Raw genomic sequence first — 16,509 nt, 5'->3', positions numbered from 1 at the left:
CCGCAAGTTGTCGTTCTGACGCAGGCCAGGTTTGAGCGTTTCGGGGGAAAAACGATCATGGATCGTCGTCGGATGATGACGAGCGCCGCCGCGGTGCTTACTTCCGTTCCAATCTTCAGTCCTGGAATGTCCATGTCAGCACCCGCCAGCGCCCTGCCCGTCCCGCCCGTCGCCAAGAAGGAGCCCAAGCGCATCGAGCAGCTGGGCCGCGTGCGCACCGACGACTATGCGTGGATGAAGGACGACAACTGGCAAAAGGTCCTGCGCGACCCGACCTTGATCAAGGCCGACGTCAAGGATCACCTGACCGCCGAGAACGCCTACACCAAAGCCATGCTGTCCTCGACCGAGGCGCTGCAGACGGCGATGTTCGAGGAGATGAAGGGGCGCATCAAGCAGGATGACGCGTCCGTCCCGGCGCCCGACGGCGCGTGGGAGTACTACACCCGCTTCGAGACCGGCGCTCAGCACCCGATCCACGCGCGCAAGCCCAAGGCCGGCGGCGACGAGCAGATCCTGCTGGACGAAGAGACCGAGTCCAAGGGTAAGGCCTTCTATCAGGTCGGCGCGGCGACCCATTCGCCGGACCACGCACTCTATGCCTACGCCGTCGACGAGCAGGGCTCTGAAGTCTACCGCATCCACGTCAAGGACCTGGCGACCGGCGCAGTCCTGGAAAGCCCGGTCGAAAGCACCACCGGCGACTTCTGCTTCTCGCCTGACAGCCAATGGCTGTTCTGGACCTTCCGGGATGACAACGGCCGCCCGGCCAAGATCTATCGCCGCCCGGCGCGCGGGACCGGCGCCGACGACGTGCTGATCTATGACGAGCCGGACGAAGGCTTCTTCATCGGCGTAGGCGTGGTCTCGTCGCAGAAGTACATCGTCATCAGCGGCGGCAATCAGGAGACCAGCGAGAACCTGCTGATCCCGGCCAACAACCCGACCGCCGCGCCGGTGGTCGTCGAGCCGCGCCAGGTCGGCCTGCGCTACGAACTGGATCACTGGAACGACCACTTCGTGATCCGCACCAACGCCGACGGCGCGGTGGACTGGAAACTGGTCGCCGCCCCTGAGGCCTCGCCCGGCAAGGCGCACTGGAAGGACTGGATCGACCATCAGCCGGGCGTGCTGATCGTCGGCATGATCGCCTTCAAGAACCACTTCGCGCGGCTGGAAAAGGCCGACGCGGTCAATCGCATCGTCGTCACCACGACTGGCGGCGAAGAACATGCGGTCGGCTTCGACGAGGCCGCCTACGCCCTCAGCCTGGAGGGCGGCTACGAGTACGACACCGCCACGGTGCGCTTCGTCTACAACTCGATGACCACGCCGCGTCAGTGGTTTGACTACGACATGGCCACGCGTCAGCGCACCCTGCGCAAGACCCAGGAGATCCCCTCGGGCCATGACCCCAGCCAGTACGAGACCCGCCGCCTGAACGCCAAGGCCGGCGACGGGACCGAGGTGCCGATCTTCATCCTCATGAAGAAGGGGACCAAGCTGGACGGCTCGTCCCCGCTGCTGCTGTACGGTTACGGCTCCTACGGCATCGCCATGGAGGCCAGCTTCTCGATCCGCAATTTCAGCCTGGTCGACCGCGGCTGGATCTGGGCCACGGCCTGCCCGCGCGGCGGCTCGGAAAAGGGCTGGAGCTGGTTCCTGGACGGCAAGAAGGACAAGAAGAAGAACACCTTCACCGACTTCATCGCCTGCGCCGAGCACCTGCACGCCGCCGGCTACGGCAAACCGTCCAACACCGTGGCCTATGGCGGCTCGGCCGGCGGCCTGCTGATGGGCGCGATCACCAACATGCGGCCCGACCTCTTCGCCGGGATCATCGCCGCTGTGCCGTTCGTCGACGTGGTCAACACCATGAGCGACACCAGCCTGCCCCTGACCCCGCCGGAATGGCCCGAATGGGGCAATCCGCTGGAGGACGCCGCGGCCTACGACTACATCGCCAGCTACTCGCCGTACGACAACGTGACCGCCAAACCCTATCCGGCGGTTCTGGCCACCGGCGGCCTGTCGGATCCGCGCGTCACCTACTGGGAGCCCGAGAAGTGGGTGGCCAAGCTGCGGCCGGCCACCACCAGCGCCAAACCGGTGCTGCTGAAGATCAACATGGACGCCGGCCACGGCGGCGCGTCCGGGCGGTTCGACTTCCTCAAGGAGATCGCCCTGGACTACGCCTTCGCCATCTGGGCGGTGGACAAGGGCTGGGAAGCTTGAGCGTGATCGTCCGCCCCTCGACCGACGCCGACCTGCCGGCCATCACCGCCATCTACAGCTGGAACGTCCTGAACGGCCTGGGCACCTTCGAGGAGGAGCCGCCGGCCCAGGACGAGATGGCTCGCCGCCGCTCGACCTTCCTGGATCGCGGCCTGCCCTATCTGGTCGCCGAGGAGGACGGAAAGGTGCTGGGCTACGCCTACGCCGGTCCGTTCCGCCTTCGCGCCGCCTATCGCTACACCGTCGAGGACAGCGTCTATGTTTCGCCCGACGCGGTGGGCAAGGGCGTGGGCAAGGCGCTGTTGACCGCCCTGATCGAGGCGTGCGAGGGCCTGGGCCTGCGCCAGATGGTGGCGGTGATCGGCGACAGCGGCAACGCCGCCTCGATCGGCGTCCATTCGGCCATGGGCTTCAAGCAACAGGGCGTCTTCCCGGCCATGGGTTACAAGTTTGGCCGCTGGGTCGACTTGGTCTGGATGCAGCGCGACCTGAACGGCGGCGGTTCGCGCGCGCCGGATACTCCGGGCCTGTCGCTCAGCGGCGTGTAATCGGGACAGATTGTCGCACGCCTGCGATCTTTTGAAATTGCAGCGATACTTAACTCTTCCTCGCTAACCTCAAGATTGGTGGGACCAGACCAATCAGGGGCAGGGATTGACGTCGCCGTTTACCCAGGAGCGACAGCGCGCGTCGGCGGCGCTCATGCGGGCCTATGTCCCCATAGCGCGCGGCTATCTGATCGCCGCCGCCATCTATTATTGCCTGATCAGCGCCTCGCACCCCTTCTATGAAACCGGCGCCAACCTCTTCGTCCTGGACGGGCTGGCGATCGTCGCCGCCGGCTACGGCTTGGCGGGCTGGCGCTGGCTGGGCAAGGACAAGGCCGGCGGACTGAAGCTGGAAGCCCTGGTGTTCGGCATGAACGCCCTCTTCCTGGCCAATGTCGTCGTCTACCAGATCATTCACTTCGAGCCACAGAAGCTGGTCTATTTCGTGCTCATGGCCTTGGTGTTCGCCACCTCGGCCCCCAGCCGGCGTGTGGCCCTCGTCAGCGTCAGCCTGGCCGTCGCCGGCCTGGTCTGGATGGCCCGCAAGGCGCCGGAAGACCTGATCGACCAATATGTCTTCATCGGCCTTGCCGGAGCCTTCGCCGCCATCGGCATGTCGACCCTGATGCGCGGCGTCGTGCATCGCGAGGTCCGCGCCCGCCTGGCCAGCGACGCCCTGAACGCCGATCTCGAGCGCGAGTTGGCCGAGAACCGCCGCCTGCACGAGGCATCGCGCGCCCTGGCCTTCAGCGCCGACGCCGCCAACCGCGCCAAGACCGAATTCCTGGCCACCATGAGTCACGAGATCCGCACCCCGCTGAACGGCGTGCTGGGCATGGCCCAGATCATGGCCGCCGGCGACCTGGACGCCGAGCAGAAGCGCCGCCTGGACATCATCTCGACCTCCGGCCAATCGCTGCTGGCCGTGATCAACGCCATTCTCGACATCTCCAAGATCGAGGCCGGCCGAATGGAGGTGGTCCCCGCCCCCTTCGACCTGGACGCCCTGCTGGACGCGCTGCGGCAACTCTACGGCGGCCTGGCGCGTGAGAAGGGTCTGACCTTCACGCTGGACGTCGCGCCCAGCGCGACCGGCTGGCGTCTCGGCGACGCCGAGCGCCTGCGCCAGGTGCTCAGCAACCTGATCTCCAACGCCATCAAGTTCACCGACGCCGGCGGCATCCGGGTCGCCGTCGCAGGCGACGCCCAGGGCCTGGCCGTCGACATCGACGACACCGGTGTCGGCATTCCCGAGGGCCAGCGCGACATGGTCTTCTGCAAGTTCGCCCAGCTGGACGCCTCCAGCACGCGTCGGGCGGGCGGCGCGGGCCTGGGCCTGGCGATCTGCAAGGACCTGGTCGGGATGATGGGCGGCGACATCGACTTCCAGCCGCTGGCGACGGGCGGCACCCGCTTCAGCTTCTCGGCGGCCATGCCGACCGTCGAGCCCGAGCTCCACACCGCGCCAGATCTGGCCGTCATGGCGGTCGAGGACGCCGGAGCCGCGCCCCGCGTCCTGGTGGTCGACGACAACGCCACCAACCGCACCGTGCTGCTGACCCTGCTGGCTCAGCTGGGCGTCGTCGGCCAGTTCGGCGTGGACGGCCGCGAGGCCGTGGCCCTGTGGGAGCGCGAGCATTGGGACGCCATCCTGATGGACATCCACATGCCGCTGATGGACGGCCTGGAGGCCAGCCAGGCGATCCGCCTGCGTGAACGCCAGACCGGCCGGCCGCGCACCCCGATCATCGCGGTGACCGCCAGCGTCCTGACCCATGAACAGCGGCTCTATTCCGAGGCCGGCATGGACGACGTGGTCGCCAAGCCCATCGAAGTCGGTCGCCTGATCGAAGCGATCAGCCGGGCCCTTTCGCCGGACGCCCCGGAGGCAGACCGGATCTCGGCCTGAGGCGCACGGGAATCAAAAAAGGGCCGGCCTCGCGGCCAGCCCCTCTTCGATCAATCGGTGTTTTAAGGCCTCAGGCCTTACGGGCGCGGGGCGCCTTGGCCGGGCTCTTGGCCTTGCGGCCGCCCTGACCCAGGCCCAGGGCCTTGGCCATCGCCGAGCGCGCTTCGCTATAGGCGGGCGCCGTCGTCGGGTAATCGTTGGGCAGACCCCACTTGGCCTTGTATTCGGCGACGGTCATGCCGTGCGTGGTCAGGTGGCGCTTCAGCGTCTTGTACGGCTTACCATCTTCGAAGCTGATGAGAGCGTCGGGCGTGATGCTCTTTCGAATCTGCGCCGACGTAGCCTTCGTAACCGTCTCGACGACGGGAGCTTCGGGCGAACCAATACCTGCCAGCGCGTCATGGGTCGCACGGATCAGAGCCGGAAGATCGGATACCGGCGTGCTGTTATTCGCGACATAGTTGGCCACGATTTCAGCCGTCAGTTCGATCAGGGACGCTTTGTCTTCCACGATTAGGACTCCAATGCCATTTGCTTTGCAAATACACCCCTCGCGCTGAAATACAAGTACTTGCTGCGTAGAGGCCCAGAATGCTCGTTTATGAGAGCGATTCTTTTCTGTTCGCGACTGCGAGATACAGAGCGAAATAACGTTGATCGCATTCGCTGAGCAATTGAAACCCCGGTTTTGAAAAACTTTCAGCTCAAGCTCTCAACTAGGCCGCGAGCACGACCTTGAGCTTGAGGGACTCGTCCAATTCTCAGCGCGCAGCTCAAGACCTTGACCGCACGCCAAGACATGGATGAAAGCTTGGAGAGGCGACGTGGACAGACGCCGAGCACGTCACGCGGCCCCGAAGACACGGGACGGCGGCCGCCTCTGCCGAGGCGGTGACTTCTCGCTAAGTCTTTGAAAGATGTGGCTGGGGAACTAGGACTCGAACCTAGAATGACGGTACCAAAATCGCCCACTTAGCGCGGACGATCATCATCTTAGGTGTAAAATCACGCCCCGCGCGGCTGAGAAAGATCAATGGCTTACCGAGGCGCTGTAAACGGCTCGGAGGTGGCTTCTCACCCAAGTGAGGGAATATCGCAAGGGCTTAGGCTCGCATCGCGCTTGAGTCGCTTGACTCTCCCACCCCGAAAAAGAGAACATTAGCGGAACATCGGAGACCGCTACATGCTTCCTCAAACCGCTGGCCGGGGCTCGACCACGCACGCCCCTACCCGCCCGATCTACGTTCCCTGCGACGTGGATGACCTAAGCTTGGTCGAAGCGTCCGGTGACGATCGCCACCTCCGAACGATATGCGCATGCGGGGACGTCGCTGGTCTGGACGTGAGCGCCTGGCTGGCGCGCGGTCTGGGCTTCAAGGCGGTGACGGATTTCTCTGGCAGCCTCCGCTGCCCGTGCGGCCGGCGCACCGCTCGGTTCGAGCTGTGGCCCGGCGCTCTCCAGGACGCCGGCGTCAAGGTCCGCTTCGCTGCAGCGCTGTACGACTGATGCCTGCGCCTCGCGTCTATCTTAGAGCGACAATGCAGCTTCATCGCATGCGTGAACGGACGGGCGACCTGACCAGTCGCACGCTCGTCTACACGTTCGACCAGAACACCAGCGGGCGGAACGCGGTCGGCTACCGGCTTCGTCGAGCTCGGTGATGTGCCGGAGTTCAAGGGGGAATCTGCCTGGTTCGAAATGGAGAAGGTCCAGCGCGGCAACGGTCGCCAGTGGCCTTACTGGCGCGCCGTCCGCCAAGTTGAGCCACCAGCCAATGCCAGAACCTAGCCGGCCGGGCGTGGCTCGAGGTCCAAGAACGGAACTCCCGCGTCGCCAGCCTCGGCGCGCGTGATGACCGCGCATATTGTTTTGGAAGATCGATGACGCGATGCCTATGGCCGGCAGGTTGCGCCAATGACGGTGCCGTGTAGCTCTACCATTCCACGCAGTCGGAGCCGTACGATGCCCATCCTAGAACTCCCCGGCGAAACCCTAACGATCGACACCCCTGGGCAGGTCATTGGATGGCTGAACGGCGAGCGCGCCAAGTGGGAATGGTTGTCGAACGCGAGAACAAATCGCCATGTATGGGACGCCGTCAGCAGCCAATACCTAGAGCTTGTAAACATTGTTCAGACCAACGCCAGCGGCGGATATTCGCTTGATCAGTCCTTGAGTGCGATAAGGGCGCGATTCAACACTGGTCCTTTGATCAATACCGCGAGCACTCAGGGGATGCTGGTTCAGGACTTGGCCGTGCGGAGGGGTGCGAACGATGCTGCGATCGCCTACGGGTTTATTAGAGGGCTCGTGAACCTCAACAACGTCACCGACCTAAGCGCACTGCAGGTTCTGATCGAGCTTGCATCTCCAGCCCATGGCCCGTTGAACGAACAACTGCGGCTCGTCCAGACCGAGCGTACAAACCTTCGTCGGACAATCTCTAACTTGTCCGCACGCTTCGATGAGGCGGAGGATAGACGCGAGAACATCCTACGTTTGGCGCAATGGAAAGGCGCACGTAGGGCACTCCGAGTTTTGAAGGTGGTAAAGGCCCGCTTCCGAGATCGCGACATCGAACTGCGCCAATCAGTTTCGCTCTGGGATGAGAAGCTCGCCGACGCGATCACGCAATTCGAGACGACCGAAGCCACGTATAAGGCGCAGATGGAGCTGCAAGCGCCGGTCAAGTATTGGGAGGCGAAAGCGACGACACACAGCAATAACGAAAGAGAGCTTAAGTGCTGGGTGATTGGTTATTTTGTCCTAACCATCCCGACTATTGCAACTATCTTCTGCCTGACAGGCGGTTGGATCATTGGAATTGGTGAGGCTGGCGGGAAAGTCGATAGCGCTCTGTATGTCGTAGCCGGCGCAGGCTTGGCTGCTCTCACAACGATGGTTCTATGGGCCGGACGTCTGTTGACGCGGTTCTATCTAAGCCAAAATCATCTGCATCATGACGCGAAGGATCGCGCGGTGATGACGAGGACCTATCTTGCCCTCACAAGCGTGCGCCAAGCCGACGAGAAGGACCGCGCCATTATCCTAGCCGCTCTGTTTCGCCCCTCCAGCGACGGCATCGTCAAAGACGATGGATCACCCGATCTTGGAGTAGCTGGCATCGCATCAAGATTCCTGACCTCGCCGAGGCCCTAACTACGCATGTGTTGTAAGGCCGAAAATAGCAGCGTTACCGTCGCTCAAGCCTGAGGGCGAGCAGTCAGGGGTGTCGAGCTAGCGGTCGACAGTCCTGTAGTCTTGGACCAGAGATCCGCCTGGGCGCCATACCAGGCGCGCCAGGCTAGGGCTTCAGCCTTCCAGTCGTGGGCGGTTCCGGCGAAGGCGACGTCGTCGGCGATGAGCGCGGAGAGCGGTACTCCGGAATCGGCTTGCTCAAGTCCACCGGCGGGCCCGGGAAGGCCGGGCAGACCAGCGAAGGCGTGGTCGTGCAGGCGCAGAGCGCCGACGCCAACGATGCAAGCGCGATCGCTTTCGATAGGGACATAGCGGGTCACCTCCTGAAGCTGGACGCGGGTGCGCCAGCGGATTTCGGTCTGGGTCTTGGTCAGCTGGTCGCCGACGGTCTTGGTGATCGCGGCGCCCTTGGCCTCGACCTTGGCGACCAGCTTGCGGGCGGCCTTCACGCGCTCGGCCTGGGCCGCCTGCTCGTCCTTCACGCCGGCGCGGTGGCCCTCGGCTCGGACGAGGAACAGCGCCGCCATGACGGCAAGGGCCGCGGCGAGGTAGCGGCCGGTCGGTGATTTGAGGAAGCGCCAGGCGATCGTCCATCCGCCCTTCACTGCGAGCCAGATCATGACCAAATCTCCCTGATGCGGTTGCCAATGGATCGGACCTCGTCGAGCCCGCCGTCGCCGCCGTTCCAGGCCCTGCGGACGGCCTTCGTGTCAGGAACGAGCCGGCCGATGCCCTTCCACCGCCAGAAGCCCACGGCGGCGGCCATGGAGCCCTCGGGGGTCAGCAGCAGGTCGGGGTTCGCCTCGAACGGCATGCCGACAATCTCTCCGACCTCGCGGTAGGCTTCTCGACCGGTGAGCTGCGCATGGCCCCTGCCCCGGAACAGCCAGCCGTCGTTCGGGCCGGTGTTGCCCGTCCGGCCGCCATAGGTGGCGTTGGCCAGGGCCTGGGGATTGCGGGCCAGGGTCTTGGCCAGGGCGTTCGGGACCTTGGTCGCGGCGCGCGGGTCGACGGTGTAGCGGTTGGGCCAGACCACGGCCAGGCGCTCGGCCGAATAGCTCAGCCCCTCCTCGCGCGGCAGGAAGGCGCTCTCGTGGGCGCAGTTGGCAATGAACTCGATGATCTCGTCGCGGTTGTCGATCGAGGCGAACGGCAACCACTTCGCCATCAGGGCGCCGGTCGTCATCGGAGCGCGGCGGTTGGTGGCGAGGTCGGCCAGGGCCTGGAAGGTGCGCGGGCCAAGGTCGCCGTCGGCGGGCCCGGGCGTGAAGCCGCGCGCCGACAGGTTGGCCTGCAGCGTTTGAACGCTCATCGGCGCTCCTTTCGGTATGTGGGGTGGTGCGCTAGGTGGTCGGCGCGGGGTCGAGCGGCGCGGCGGGCGGGGGCGGACCAGCGCCGGCGATCTGGGCCAGGGCGGCGTTCGCGGTCTTGCCGCCAACCGAAGCGCCCAGGTGATAGCCCAGCGCCAGCGAGGCGTTGCTGAAGATCGACGTGAAGAACGAGCCCAGCAGGCCGACGACGACGGCGTCGAGATGGACCTTCTTGATCACGATCCAGAACAGCAGCGCGCCGAAGACCCCGACTTGGGCGAGGCAGGCGTAGGCCAGGATCGCGGGCACCGACGTGCGGTCGGCGTTGGGGTGGTCGGTCATGGTCACTCCGCCTGCTGGAAGATGCCGCCCTTGCCGCTGGCCAAATTGGCGAGTTGCCGGCTGACGCCCTGGAGACCTCTGTCGAAGCGCTCCAGTTGTTCGGTCGCGTGCTTCAGCCGCTCATCGAGCCGCGCGACGCTCTCGGAAAGGCCGACGTCCCGCTTGGCCTCGCGCTCGAGGGTCGAGATGCGTTCAGCTTGGCGCCCAAGGAAGAAGGCGAACGCGACGCCCTGGATGCTGACGGTCAAGAACAGACCGCCCAGGGCGATCCAGATGGCTGGAGACATAGGTCATCGGCCCTTTCTGTGGGGTCGGTGGGTGGGGTGACGATGTCGGAGGTGCGCGCCGAAGCCGCGCCATCAGGATCAGGCGCCAGGCGACTGCCTAGACAGCTCAACTTAACCGGATAGCTTGGCTTTATCTAAGATTGACGAAAATGCGGGTGAGCATGGCTAGCAACGACGTACTGGTTCTCAAGTTCAGTCACGAAGACCCGTCTCTCCACACGATCGAATATGATCAGATGAACGAGGTCGTACTTGCGATACAGGAGATAATCCGTGCGGTGATACCAGCGATCAGCGACAGGATTGACGCTGGTGATCCCAAGCAGACTGCGCTCGTGCTGGACGTATCCCCCAGAGCGGGCAGCATTGAACTTCGATTTCGATTGAAGTTGAGAATTTCCCGATCTCAACGGCCGGCTCGGGTGGATCGTTGGCCCGAGGCCGACCAGAAGATCATAGCGCGCCTCGCAGATCTCTCCACCATCGCTACGTTCATCATGGAGCTAATCGGCGGGACTGCCGGCGTGATCGCCCTGGCTCTCCATGGCGCACCAAGCGAGCGCCCGACGGGCGAGTCCGAGATTGTCGCCCTGGCCGCTGAGCGGGTAGTGACCAGGATCATGCCGCTCATTATCGAAGCACAGAAGAAGGCCGCCAATACGGGGTGCAGCTCGGTGACGATACAATACCTGAACGACGTGCCGGTTTCGCTTAAGGGACCTCAAACTCGGCGCGGCGCGCGCTACCTGGCAGGAGTCGGAATGACGGGACCTGCTCAAGCGTCGATACTGCGACGGATTGGCGATGAAATGGTTATGGTGAAGTTTCAGGGGCGAGAACTGCCAGCCATCACTGTCGTGGCCGACCCAAATGAAGACATCCCTGATCGCCAAATAACTGTGATTTGGGCTGCCGAGTATCCGCTTCCTGAGGAAAATCAAGTTTTGGCGGTCCGGACTAACCCCTTGCCCCAGTGGCGGTCCAGCATCGACCTTGACGCTGAGGTGCCAGAGCATTTCACGAAGTCGTCGACTGTCCTCCTGGTGACAGGCGCAGCACCCCCAATGCGATAGCTGCCGCCCTTAAGGTTTGTCCGGCCAAGCTGGCGTCCACCATCCCTCGAAACGGCCCACCTTCACACAAGCAGGTGTTTCATAAAATGGTTCAGCACCGTCCCGACCCCGAGGGCGGTAAACGGCTCCCAAAGCCGCGCTAACGCAGGCGTGAGCAAGCCGCAGGCAAGGAGGTTGTTGTCCATTCAGCCCCTCCTATGAATGGAAGTTTTTCAACGGCCAGATCGACTCTGCGGAGATCACGCGTAACGGTGCTGTCTGCCGCCGAAACGGGACAAGTCGCATGGTCTACACAAAGACGACCGCCGAACTGGAAGAGGAACTGCGAGACCAGATCCACTTTCTACGGACATCCGCGAAGGTCTATGATGAGGGGCAAGTCCGCGAGGCGAAGCGGCTGGCGACCTACCTCTACATTCTCGTCCACAACGGCACAGGGCGGGTGAAATCGCTGCTTTCCCAGCTCGGCTTGGCCTCCAAGCTGTTGGTTGTCAGCACAGCTATGCGAGCGCCCGGCGGTGGAACCTGGGTACCGGCGTCACCGCCGCTGACGGTTGCTCAGATGAGTCAGGCCGGCACGATATTCGTCCCGCACTGCCAATCCGGCTCCACTCCGCCGCCCTGGTCGCGCCCCTTGCGCCTAAGCGCGTGGTGGGAAGAGAACGTCGCTAACGAAGGAAAGCGTCCGCTGACGCGGCGGGGCTTAGTGTTTTTCGTGCGCTCGCAAGATGGCGGCGCCCATGTCGACGGTTCGAACACGAGCGAGGATTATCGCGCGCTCGTGACCGATCCGCTCCCCGACAACGCCAACTATTTTCACGCGGATCACACCCCCTTTACGCCGCCAAACTCCCACTGGGCTTCATTGAGACAAATCGCTTGGGAGCTTGATCAGTCCCTCATCCAGATGGGCGTGTAGTGCGCTGCAATTAGCTCTAGACGCTATAAAACCTCGCCCGCCAATCTCGCGCCGATCATTCCAACCAATCTCATCGGCGGGCTAGCTGTACGGCGTCAGCACCCGGACTTTGTCCGCCGTCGGAGAAGTGCTAGCGTCGCTTTCGGTGAAGCTAGGTGTGCGAACGACGCGCCAGCGATATACCGGGGGGAAACACAATGCGCACTATGCTCCCAGGCCTGACCGCGCCGACTTTCTCGGCGTTCTTGGCGAATGTTACTCAGACCATTCACGGCCTTTTGACGCGCGAGCACCTGCCGCCGAGCAGTGCCTGCGGCGAGTTTCTCCGCGTGCTAGAGCAGAACGACGGCTTTCTGGCCGACGGCACTGAATTGTACGTGGCTTGGTCCGGGGTAATGGATGAAGCTGAGAACCTCGGCTTGGCCAGCAACGGGAGCGCATGGGACACCGGCTGCTTCCTCACCCCCGCAGGTGAGCGCTGGCTCAAAGCCAACGCCTGACCTCCGCTATGACGCGCGAGCGGCCTGCGGGCGATCTCCGACACTGAGACACACCTGATCAAAGTACGCGTTGTGGGTCGCGTCTGGCGGCGTCGTGCTGTCCTGAAACAGGCGCACCTGGATATCAGTGCAGTCGGCTGGCGCGTACAGACTAGACATTGACCACCACGCGAAATCGTCCTGCCACTGGATGAACGGCAGGCTGAAATAGCTCAGCGTCCCGAGCGAGGCGGACGTGAAGATCAGGCCGAGCCGGCCGACGTTGCTATTGCCGCCATCGTTGACCGACTTCCTGCAGGTTAGCGTCAGGCGTTGCCCGACCGCCCTCGCCCGCTTGGCGGCGCTGAGCGACTGATAGATGAAGCCGGCCGCAGAGCCGGCGCCCGCCATCTTCAGCGACGCCGCCGCGCCATCCGCAACGAACGTCGTCTCCTTGGTCAGGGTGGGCGTTCCGCTCTTCGTCCAGCCATCCGGCGGCGTCGCGCCGTCTTGCGTGGTCCAGACCGGATTGGCGAAATCGGCGTTGGTCAGCAGATTGACGCCGCGCCGGTTGAGGTTCGACTGGTTGATCGGGAGCGAGAAGGCCGCAGCGTTTAGGAAGTGCTGCCAGATCGTGTTGGCCCATTGTGTGTTGCCGTCGGGGTTTGACGGGTGAACGCGGGGTGCCGAGGCCGTGTACCAGGCGCTCGGCTTCCCGGCCGCCACGAACACCGAATAGATGTCGATGAGGGCGATGCCGGTCAACGCCGCAACCGTCTTCCAATAGACGGGCATGTTGTCGAGGCTGCTGTCGGCCTGGTTGGGGTTCTGCTGAATTGCCGAGATCGGCATGTGTGGCCAGCGCTGCCAGATCTGTTCGATCAGAGCCAGCATAGAGCCGCGCACGGACGCCCCGCCCTGGCCCGCAACGTCCCAGGCCGAGAAATAGTTGATGCCGTGGTTGATGATCACGCCGTCAGGCGCGACGTTTCCGCCGCCGTTCTCCCAGCGCGACCCCATGATGAGCTGCGGCACGGTGCCCGAGATCGCCGTCGTGTAGATGTGGCATTCCGCCGACGTCGTGCCGGTGATGAACTTCACCCCGGCTTTGAAGCCCGCGTTGCCGACGTTGTCCCAGGCATGAATGTAGACCGACGGCCCGGCGTTGTAGGCGTTGATAAGGGCCGGCAGGCGTCCCGGCCAGCGGTCGCTGTCGTCGTTGATGTTGCCCGTGCTGTCGGAAATGATCAGCAGGCAAGAGTGTTGGCCGGCGTCGATTTTCTCCTTGAAGCGCGAGAAGCCGTTGCGCGTCTTGAACGAAGGACCCGCCATCACTCGGAGCACGGCTGCGAGATCGGCTTCGTTGGTGATCTCATACGTCATGCTAGGCCGCCTTCGTCAGAGTGATGCGTTGGCCGTTGAGGCTGATCCTCAGGCGATTGAGTAGAATCGTGTTCGTTCCCAAACCGTTGGAGAGCGCGACAGCCCCGTGCAGAAGAGTGTGCATCAGCTTGCTCCAAGGCTGCCAAAGGCGAGCCACTCGTTGGCGCCCGTCCGCAGCAGTTGAACGACTGCGTATTGGCCGGACAGGGCGAGACCTACGTCCGCCGACTTGTTGATGGTGACGCCGGCTCCGGCGGCGACGGTCAGCGATCCAGCCCCAAGCTGCATCACCGTCAGAATTCCGTTCGGAGACCAGCCAGGCTCGACGCTGTCGGGCAGGATGGTGAAGGTCGTGGCCGATCCGCTGGTCGACGCGACCGCGCCGCCGATGTCGCCATTGGTGAGGTTCGCTGCCGTCGAGGTGATCTTTCGCAGAGAGATGCGGGAGAAGGAGGGCCCGACCGCGGTCGTGACGGCCCCGTCCCTAACCTCGATGGCCAGCCGCGCCGCAACGGCGAACGGGCCAAAGGTGGCCGTCTCGCCCGTGATCGGCACCGGGCTATAAGGCTCGCCGCCCATGCTGTCGGCGAGACGCGTCACGGTGCCTGTCGCATCGGCGCTGGCCGTGACGGTCAGCATCTCTCCTCGAGCTAGAGCGATGGTCGTTCGTTCGCCGGCGCGCATGGTTGATCTCCAGGCATGAAAAAAGGCCCCGTGAAGGGGCCGGTGTGGGATCGGAACGGCCCCGCGTCAGGGCGCGGTGATCGTCTCGAGGTCAGCGCCGACCTCCGTCAGCACCTGGACCATGCGTTCATCGTCAGCGAAGACATTCGGCCAGTCCGGGGCGAACCACTTGGCGAAGTCGCCGGGGCTGGACAGCAGTGCGGCGAAGACGGTGTCCATCTTGCCCGCGTCGATCAGGCGGGCCTGCACGACGGACTTGGCGATCAGGCGGCGCTCGACGGGCGCAGGTCCATAGGTGGCGACATCGCTGACGACGCCGTCGACCACGGCCAGTTCGATCGTCTCGATCCGCTGCCCCTCGGGCGCGGCGGCGGCCGGCGAGACGGTGAAGACGCCCAGTGCGTTGCGCTCGGCTTCCGGCCAGGCCAGCACGGTTTCATAGCTATGGATCACGTCGCCGGTGACGATCTCTTCGCCAAACGGCAGGCGCACCGGCGGCGCGTCGCCGACGATCTGGGCAAGGCTCATGATGGGCTCGCTTTACGAGGTGAAGGTGATGCCGATGGCGGCGGCCAGACGCTGCTCGATCTGGTCCCGCAAGGCAGTGGTGATCGCCCCGCCCTGGATCATGACCCCGTAGACATGGGCCTGGACGAATGAGCCGTTGCGTGTGCCGATCGCCAGACCGGTTTGGGCGCTAAGATAGGTGATGTTGGAATCCGAGGTGGCTGCCGTCGCGCCGTCCTGGCGGAGCACGCGGTCGACCGAACTCTGGATCCCGGAGTGAACATGGGGCGCGGCGTCGCGCGTCAGGGTAAACAGCAGATCGTTGCCGCTATAGGCTAGCGTCAACGTCGTTCCGTCCGCCCAGCCCAGCGCCAGGCCGGCGGTCGCGCCGATCACATACTCCTGTGTCGTGTGCGTCGTCAGCGACCAAGCCGCGAACACACCGAAGGGCTGGCCCTCGATAACGTCGGTCTGGGCGGACGTGAATTCCAGGCTGTCGTTGACGCCGTCGAACTCGAGGTAGTACCGGCCGCCGCCGTCCGCGCGGAGAACCGGCCGGGCGCCCGTGCTCGGAGCGGTCACCCACCCGCCGACAGAGCCCTTGTTGAGGATCGAACCGACCGGGTCGCCGATCACGGCTGGCGTTGTCGCGCTGGCGCCGGTGATCTCCTGCTTCAGGATCGAGAGGTCCGAGGGGTCGATCCAGATCGCCAGATCGCTGGCCCTGAATAGCCCGTTCATCACCCCCCCAACAGCGGAGCGCATTAGCCGATATCCTTGGTGATGCCGACAATCTCCAAGACCCCACCGACGATCAGGCCGGCGATCATGTCCACCTTATTGGCGGCGGCGGAGAGCGTCAGATTGACGTCGACACCCTTCTTCACCGCCGCGTTGCGCGAGAGCGTATAGGGACCGCCCGACGTTGGTTGCTTGATCCGGAAGAAAACCGACGCCCCGTTCAGTGGGGCGGACGGCGCGTTCAACGTGATGTTGCCGCTCAAAAGCCAGTCGAAAATCTTGCTGTTCGAGCAATCCGGCGACTGCCCCCCCGACACCGTGGCCGAGATCGGGGCCAGGCTGTCGGCCAGAGCTTTCGACGTTACAGCCTTAGCCGCGTCCGTTCCGGCAAGCACGTCGGCGGCGCTGGCGAGCGCGGCCGCGGTCCCTTTGGGCCCGGAGAGCTCAACAACCCACGACGACTTCGTGCCCGAACCGCCGTATCCGTCGCTGGGAACGGTCACCACCATTTGGCCCGTCGACGTGTTGTAAGTCGACTTGCCGTGGACATAGTTGGCGGCGTCGGCGGAGTCTGAGACGAGCACCCAGGAATTGCGGAAGGAGAGCCCAGTCTGCAGTTGGAAGGTCTTGGCGCCCGCACCGATAGCAACGCTGCTTGTTGAGGCTCCCAGGAAGCCAGCCGCCGAGAGCATGTCCGCCAGAGCTTCTTCGGTTTCAGCGGCGGTCTCCGAGAACGCGATGACGTCGGCATTAAACGCTGTCACCGACGCGTTGTACTGGACACACATCGCCGGCAGATCTTCGTTCAGTAGGTTGTCGGCCTTGACCTCAAAGTTGGCCGGATCCGAGATCTCCGGAGGGTCCAAGACGACAGTGATCAGCGGCACGGTCAT

18 protein-coding genes are annotated in these 16,509 nt (G+C 64.0%); 8 read left to right on the top strand and 10 right to left on the bottom strand.

Annotation, left to right across the window (positions count from 1 at the left end):
* Window positions 1-57 precede the first annotated feature (57 nt).
* The 3 genes from AC1RUS_RS02035 to AC1RUS_RS02025 all read left to right on the top strand — a co-directional run bounded on the left by AC1RUS_RS02035 (window position 58) and on the right by AC1RUS_RS02025 (window position 4,692).
* Window positions 58-2,235, top strand: a complete 2,178-nt coding sequence (locus AC1RUS_RS02035; protein ID WP_492912512.1) for a S9 family peptidase — start codon at window positions 58-60, stop codon at window positions 2,233-2,235.
* On the top strand, window positions 2,232-2,783 hold the full coding sequence (locus AC1RUS_RS02030) for a GNAT family N-acetyltransferase (RefSeq protein WP_492912510.1): 552 nt from the start codon (window positions 2,232-2,234) through the stop codon (window positions 2,781-2,783). The genes AC1RUS_RS02035 and AC1RUS_RS02030 overlap by 4 nt, the downstream gene beginning before the upstream one ends.
* 154 nt (window positions 2,784-2,937) lie before the next feature.
* Entirely contained in the window at window positions 2,938-4,692 is a 1,755-nt protein-coding gene (locus tag AC1RUS_RS02025; RefSeq protein ID WP_492912508.1) for an ATP-binding protein, read from the top strand.
* Window positions 4,693-4,762: 70 nt separating this feature from the next.
* On the opposite strand, the gene AC1RUS_RS02020 is transcribed toward AC1RUS_RS02025, so the two are convergent.
* The gene (locus tag AC1RUS_RS02020; protein WP_492912506.1) at window positions 4,763-5,203 is read right to left on the bottom strand and encodes a Ros/MucR family transcriptional regulator; all 441 of its coding nucleotides are present in this window, start codon (window positions 5,201-5,203) and stop codon (window positions 4,763-4,765) included.
* An 831-nt stretch (window positions 5,204-6,034) separates the two neighbouring features.
* Here AC1RUS_RS02020 and AC1RUS_RS02015 point away from each other — a divergent pair.
* Window positions 6,035-6,199, top strand: a complete 165-nt coding sequence (locus AC1RUS_RS02015) for a hypothetical protein (RefSeq protein ID WP_492912504.1) — start codon at window positions 6,035-6,037, stop codon at window positions 6,197-6,199.
* Window positions 6,200-6,655: 456 nt separating this feature from the next.
* Complete coding sequence (locus AC1RUS_RS02010) at window positions 6,656-7,852, top strand: DUF6161 domain-containing protein (RefSeq protein WP_492912502.1); 1,197 nt, start codon at window positions 6,656-6,658, stop codon at window positions 7,850-7,852.
* Window positions 7,853-7,896: 44 nt separating this feature from the next.
* On the opposite strand, the gene AC1RUS_RS02005 is transcribed toward AC1RUS_RS02010, so the two are convergent.
* Genes AC1RUS_RS02005 through AC1RUS_RS01990 form a run of 4 tightly spaced genes read right to left on the bottom strand, consistent with a single transcriptional unit; the run spans window position 7,897 to window position 9,791 of the window.
* Window positions 7,897-8,511 carry a hypothetical protein gene (locus AC1RUS_RS02005; RefSeq protein WP_492912500.1) on the bottom strand — a complete coding sequence of 205 codons (615 nt, stop codon included), beginning with the start codon at window positions 8,509-8,511 and terminating at the stop codon, window positions 7,897-7,899.
* On the bottom strand, window positions 8,508-9,203 hold the full coding sequence (locus AC1RUS_RS02000; protein WP_492912498.1) for a hypothetical protein: 696 nt from the start codon (window positions 9,201-9,203) through the stop codon (window positions 8,508-8,510). The genes AC1RUS_RS02005 and AC1RUS_RS02000 overlap by 4 nt, the downstream gene beginning before the upstream one ends.
* A gap of 31 nt (window positions 9,204-9,234) precedes the next feature.
* A complete protein-coding gene (locus tag AC1RUS_RS01995; protein WP_492912496.1) occupies window positions 9,235-9,543 on the bottom strand; it encodes a hypothetical protein in 309 nt (102 codons plus the stop codon).
* 2 nt (window positions 9,544-9,545) lie between these two features.
* Entirely contained in the window at window positions 9,546-9,791 is a 246-nt protein-coding gene (locus AC1RUS_RS01990; protein ID WP_492912494.1) for a hypothetical protein, read from the bottom strand.
* Between the two features lie 200 nt (window positions 9,792-9,991).
* On the opposite strand from AC1RUS_RS01990, the gene AC1RUS_RS01985 reads away from it, so the two are divergent.
* The 3 genes from AC1RUS_RS01985 (at window position 9,992) to AC1RUS_RS01975 (ending at window position 12,322) form a co-directional block, all read left to right on the top strand.
* Window positions 9,992-10,903, top strand: coding sequence for a hypothetical protein (locus AC1RUS_RS01985; protein ID WP_492912492.1), 912 nt, complete (start codon window positions 9,992-9,994; stop codon window positions 10,901-10,903).
* Between the two features lie 283 nt (window positions 10,904-11,186).
* Window positions 11,187-11,822, top strand: coding sequence for a hypothetical protein (locus tag AC1RUS_RS01980; RefSeq protein ID WP_492912490.1), 636 nt, complete (start codon window positions 11,187-11,189; stop codon window positions 11,820-11,822).
* Between the two features lie 197 nt (window positions 11,823-12,019).
* Window positions 12,020-12,322, top strand: coding sequence for a hypothetical protein (locus tag AC1RUS_RS01975; protein WP_492912488.1), 303 nt, complete (start codon window positions 12,020-12,022; stop codon window positions 12,320-12,322).
* A gap of 6 nt (window positions 12,323-12,328) precedes the next feature.
* Here the strand turns inward: AC1RUS_RS01975 and AC1RUS_RS01970 are convergent, their stop codons facing one another.
* The 5 genes from AC1RUS_RS01970 to AC1RUS_RS01950 form a co-directional block, all read right to left on the bottom strand.
* Window positions 12,329-13,684 carry an SGNH/GDSL hydrolase family protein gene (locus tag AC1RUS_RS01970; protein ID WP_492912486.1) on the bottom strand — a complete coding sequence of 452 codons (1,356 nt, stop codon included), beginning with the start codon at window positions 13,682-13,684 and terminating at the stop codon, window positions 12,329-12,331.
* A gap of 123 nt (window positions 13,685-13,807) precedes the next feature.
* A complete protein-coding gene (locus AC1RUS_RS01965; RefSeq protein ID WP_492912484.1) occupies window positions 13,808-14,368 on the bottom strand; it encodes a hypothetical protein in 561 nt (186 codons plus the stop codon).
* Between the two features lie 66 nt (window positions 14,369-14,434).
* Entirely contained in the window at window positions 14,435-14,896 is a 462-nt protein-coding gene (locus AC1RUS_RS01960) for a hypothetical protein (protein WP_492912482.1), read from the bottom strand.
* Window positions 14,897-14,908: 12 nt separating this feature from the next.
* Entirely contained in the window at window positions 14,909-15,616 is a 708-nt protein-coding gene (locus tag AC1RUS_RS01955; RefSeq protein ID WP_492912481.1) for a hypothetical protein, read from the bottom strand.
* Window positions 15,617-15,639: 23 nt separating this feature from the next.
* Window positions 15,640-16,509 (bottom strand): hypothetical protein, encoded by an 870-nt coding sequence (locus AC1RUS_RS01950; RefSeq protein WP_492912479.1) that lies wholly within the window; start codon window positions 16,507-16,509, stop codon window positions 15,640-15,642.

The organism is Caulobacter sp. GW821-FHT10F06, assembly GCF_058809215.1.
This window is presented reverse-complemented; position numbering and strand designations above follow the sequence as displayed.